Origin of the sequence: Pseudomonas sp. FSL R10-1339 (genome assembly GCF_009600545.1) — a bacterium.
Taxonomy (GTDB): domain Bacteria; phylum Pseudomonadota; class Gammaproteobacteria; order Pseudomonadales; family Pseudomonadaceae; genus Aquipseudomonas; species Aquipseudomonas bubulae.
In genome coordinates, this window is record NZ_WIVQ01000174.1 from 1 (window position 1) to 3,700 (window position 3,700).

6 protein-coding genes are annotated in these 3,700 nt (G+C 60.5%); all 6 read left to right on the forward strand.

The genetic code is table 11. The features are described from left to right. Positions 1-331 (forward strand): RibD family protein (locus GHO03_RS23865; protein WP_178110364.1); only part of this gene is annotated, 331 nt, incomplete at its 5' end. Positions 332-377: 46 nt separating this feature from the next. Further along, complete coding sequence (locus tag GHO03_RS23870) at positions 378-1,040, forward strand: riboflavin synthase (RefSeq protein WP_086795767.1); 663 nt, start codon at positions 378-380, stop codon at positions 1,038-1,040. Positions 1,041-1,056: 16 nt separating this feature from the next. After that, complete coding sequence (gene ribBA, locus GHO03_RS23875; protein ID WP_094999467.1) at positions 1,057-2,148, forward strand: bifunctional 3,4-dihydroxy-2-butanone-4-phosphate synthase/GTP cyclohydrolase II; 1,092 nt, start codon at positions 1,057-1,059, stop codon at positions 2,146-2,148. Positions 2,149-2,238: 90 nt separating this feature from the next. Next, on the forward strand, positions 2,239-2,715 hold the full coding sequence (gene ribE, locus GHO03_RS23880; RefSeq protein WP_003444275.1) for a 6,7-dimethyl-8-ribityllumazine synthase: 477 nt from the start codon (positions 2,239-2,241) through the stop codon (positions 2,713-2,715). Further along, a complete protein-coding gene (gene nusB, locus GHO03_RS23885) occupies positions 2,712-3,212 on the forward strand; it encodes a transcription antitermination factor NusB (RefSeq protein ID WP_095019065.1) in 501 nt (166 codons plus the stop codon). Before ribE ends, nusB begins: the two co-directional genes overlap by 4 nt. A gap of 15 nt (positions 3,213-3,227) precedes the next feature. After that, positions 3,228-3,700, forward strand: a 473-nt coding sequence (locus GHO03_RS23890; RefSeq protein WP_256668765.1) for an AIR synthase related protein, incomplete at its 3' end; no start/stop codon positions are given.

Here is a 3,700-nt window from a genome sequence, read left to right on the forward strand (position 1 = left end):
ATACCGTACCGGGCCCGAGTGCCTGGTGATCCACGGCGCCAATGGCCAGGTCGACCTGCGCAAGTTGTTGCAGGCGCTGGCCGCCCGCGGCGTCAACGAAGTGCTGGTGGAGGCCGGGCCGCGTCTGGCGGGGGCCTTTGCCGAGCAGGGGTTGGTGGATGAATACCAGATATTTGTCGCGGCCAAGTTTTTGGGCTCTACGGCGCGGCCATTACTGGAGCTGCCGCTGACCCATATGAGCGAAGCGCCATTGCTCAAAATTACCGACATGCGCGCGGTAGGCGATGACTGGCGAGTCACTGCCATACCTGTGCCGTCAGCGAGCGTATAATTCTCAGCCTTCGTGTTACGCAGGCTTTGTTCTCAAGGGGAACGCCATGTTTACCGGCATCATTGAATCCATCGGCAGCATCCGTGCATTGACCCCCAAGGGCGGTGATGTGCGAGTTTCCATCGACACCGGCAAGCTCGACCTGAGCGACGTCAAACTCGGCGACAGCATCGCCATCAATGGCGTGTGCCTGACCGCCGTTGAGCTGTCGGGCAACGGCTTTGCCGCTGACGTCAGCCGCGAGACCCTCGATTGCACCGCGTTCAACGACTTGAAAAGCGGCAGCCGGGTCAACCTGGAAAAGGCCCTGACCCCGACCACGCGCCTGGGCGGTCATCTGGTCAGCGGCCACGTTGATGGCGTGGGCGAGGTGATCTCCCGTGAGGAGAACGCCCGTGCCATCGAGTTCCGCATCCGTGCACCCAAAGAACTGGCCAAGTACATTGCCCATAAAGGCTCGATCACGGTCGACGGCACCAGCCTGACGGTGAACGCGGTCAATGGCGCCGAGTTCTCGCTGACCATCATTCCGCACACCCTGAGCGAAACCATCATGGGTGACTACCGTCCGGGTCGCCGGGTCAACCTCGAGGTCGATTTGCTGGCGCGCTACCTTGAGCGTTTGCTGCTGGGTGACAAAGCTGCCGAGCCGACCTCGGGTGGCATCAGCGAAAGTTTTCTGGCCGCCAACGGCTTTCTCAAATCCTGACGTAAGGGGGTGCCGCGTGGCGCTCAACAGCATCGAAGAACTGGTTGAAGATATCCGCCAAGGCAAGATGGTCATCCTTATGGATGACGAAGACCGCGAGAACGAAGGCGACCTGATCATGGCCGCCGAGTGTTGTCAGGCCGAGCACATCAACTTCATGGCGCGCTTTGCCCGTGGCCTGATCTGCATGCCGATGAGCCGCGAGCGTTGCGAACTGCTCAAGCTGCCGTTGATGGCACCGCGCAATGGTTCCGGTTTTGGCACCAAATTCACGGTCTCGATTGAAGCCGCTACCGGTGTGACCACCGGCATTTCGGCGGCTGATCGTGCCCGCACGGTACAAGCCGCTGCTGCAAAAGACGCCAAGGCTGAAGACATCGTCAGCCCCGGCCATATCTTCCCGTTGATGGCTCAAGCCGGTGGCACCCTGGCCCGCGCCGGCCACACTGAAGCTGCCTGTGATCTGGCGCGCATGGCCGGGTTCGAGCCAAGCGGCGTGATCTGCGAAGTGATGAACGACGATGGCACCATGGCCCGTCGTCCTGAACTGGAAGCTTTCGCGGCCGAGCACGGCATCAAGATCGGCACCATTGCCGACCTGATCCACTACCGCATGATTCACGAACGTACCGTTCAGCGGATTGCCGAGCAGCCACTGGACAGCGAACTGGGCCAATTCAATTTGGTGACCTATCGTGATTCAGTCGAAGGCGATGTGCATATGGCACTGACCCTGGGCAAGATCTGCGCCGAAGAACCGACCCTGGTGCGCGTGCATAACATGGACCCGCTGCGCGACCTGCTGATGGTCAAGCAGCCCGGCCGCTGGAGCCTGCGCGCCGCCATGAGCGCGGTGGCTGAGGCCGGCAGCGGTGTGGTGCTGTTGCTCGGTCACCCCCTGGATGGCGATGTATTGCTGGCCAATATCCGCGAAACGGCAGACCACGCGCCGGTGAAAAAACCGACCACCTACAGCATCGTCGGTGCCGGTTCGCAGATCCTGCGTGACCTCGGTGTACGCAAAATGCGCCTGATGAGTTCACCAATGAAGTTCAATGCCATATCCGGTTTCGATCTGGAAGTTGTAGAATACGTGCCCTCCGAATAAAGACCGGTCGTGTCCAGTCCGAATTCGTGGCCCAATATCCTAAAGAGCGCATGCAAATGCGCTCTGGCTCTTTAATACGAGACATACCGAATGACCCTGAAGACCATCGAAGGTACCTTCATCGCCCCCAAAGGTCGCTACGCACTCGTAGTTGGCCGTTTCAACAGCTTCGTCGTCGAAAGCCTGGTGAGTGGTGCCGTTGATGCCCTGGTTCGCCACGGTGTGAACGAAAGCGACATCACCATCATCCGCGCACCTGGCGCGTTTGAAATCCCGCTGGTCGCGCAAAAAGTTGCCCAGCGCAACGAATTCGCCGCCATCATCGCCCTGGGCGCCGTGATTCGTGGCGGTACTCCGCATTTCGAATACGTTGCTGGCGAGTGCACCAAGGGCTTGTCCCAAGTGTCCATGCAGTTCGGCGTACCGGTTGCCTTCGGCGTGCTGACCGTTGACTCGATTGAACAAGCCATCGAGCGCTCGGGCACCAAAGCTGGCAACAAAGGCGCAGAAGCTGCCTTGTCCGCCCTTGAAATGGTTAGCCTGTTGGCACAGTTGGAGGCCAAGTGATTTCCGACGAAAGCGATCGTTTCAACCCGCGCGACCCGAAACCTGCGGACGCTGGCAAGCCTTCCAAGAGCGCCAAGCGCCGTGAAGCGCGTCAACTCGCAACTCAGGCCCTGTACCAATGGCACATGGCCAAGCAGTCGCTGAACGAAATCGAAGCGCAATTCCGCGTCGATAACGACTTCTCCGACGTTGATGCTGCCTACTTCCGTGAAATCCTGCACGGCGTGCCTGCGCACAAAGGCGAGATCGATGCTGCCCTGGTTCCGTGCCTGGACATCACCATCGAAGAACTCGATCCGGTTGAGCTGTCTGTTCTGCGCCTGTCCACCTGGGAGCTGATCAAGCGTGTTGACGTGCCTTACCGCGTTGTAATCAACGAAGGCATCGAGCTGGCGAAAGTGTTCGGCTCCACCGACGGCCACAAGTTCGTCAACGGTGTGCTCGACAAACTGGCGCCACGCCTGCGTGAAGCTGAAGTAAAGGCTTACAAGCGCTAAACCGCGCTGTCGGCCATGGGCGAGTTTGAGCTGATCCGCAACTTCTTCGCTGCCGCGCCCTGTGCGCAGGGCGGCGAGGGTGTTGCCCTGGGTATTGGCGACGACTGCGCCCTGCTGGATGTTCCCTTCGGGGAACAGCTGGCGATTTCCACCGACACCCTGGTAGCCGGGGTGCACTTCGCAGATCCCTGCGACCCTTTCCTGCTCGGTCAGCGTTCGCTGGCAGTGGCGGCCAGTGATTTGGCGGCCATGGGCGCAACTCCTGTCGCATTTACCCTTGCCCTGACCCTGCCGACGTTTGACGCCGAGTGGCTGCAAACCTATGCCCGTGGTTTGAACCTGATGGCCCAGACCTGTGGCCTGCGCCTTATCGGTGGCGACACCACGCGCGGGCCATTGTGTCTGACCCTTACAGTTTTCGGGCGAGTGCCCACGGGCCATGCCCTGACCCGCAGCGGCGCGCGCCCCGGTGACCTGCTGTGTGTGGG

Bases quoted from the DNA above. Each gene is read 5' to 3' on its own strand.
- GHO03_RS23870 (WP_086795767.1), top strand. From the start codon at position 378: ATGTTTACCGGCATCATTGAATCCATCGGCAGCATCCGTGCATTGACC.
- ribE (WP_003444275.1), top strand. From the start codon at position 2,239: ATGACCCTGAAGACCATCGAAGGTACCTTCATCGCCCCCAAAGGTCGC.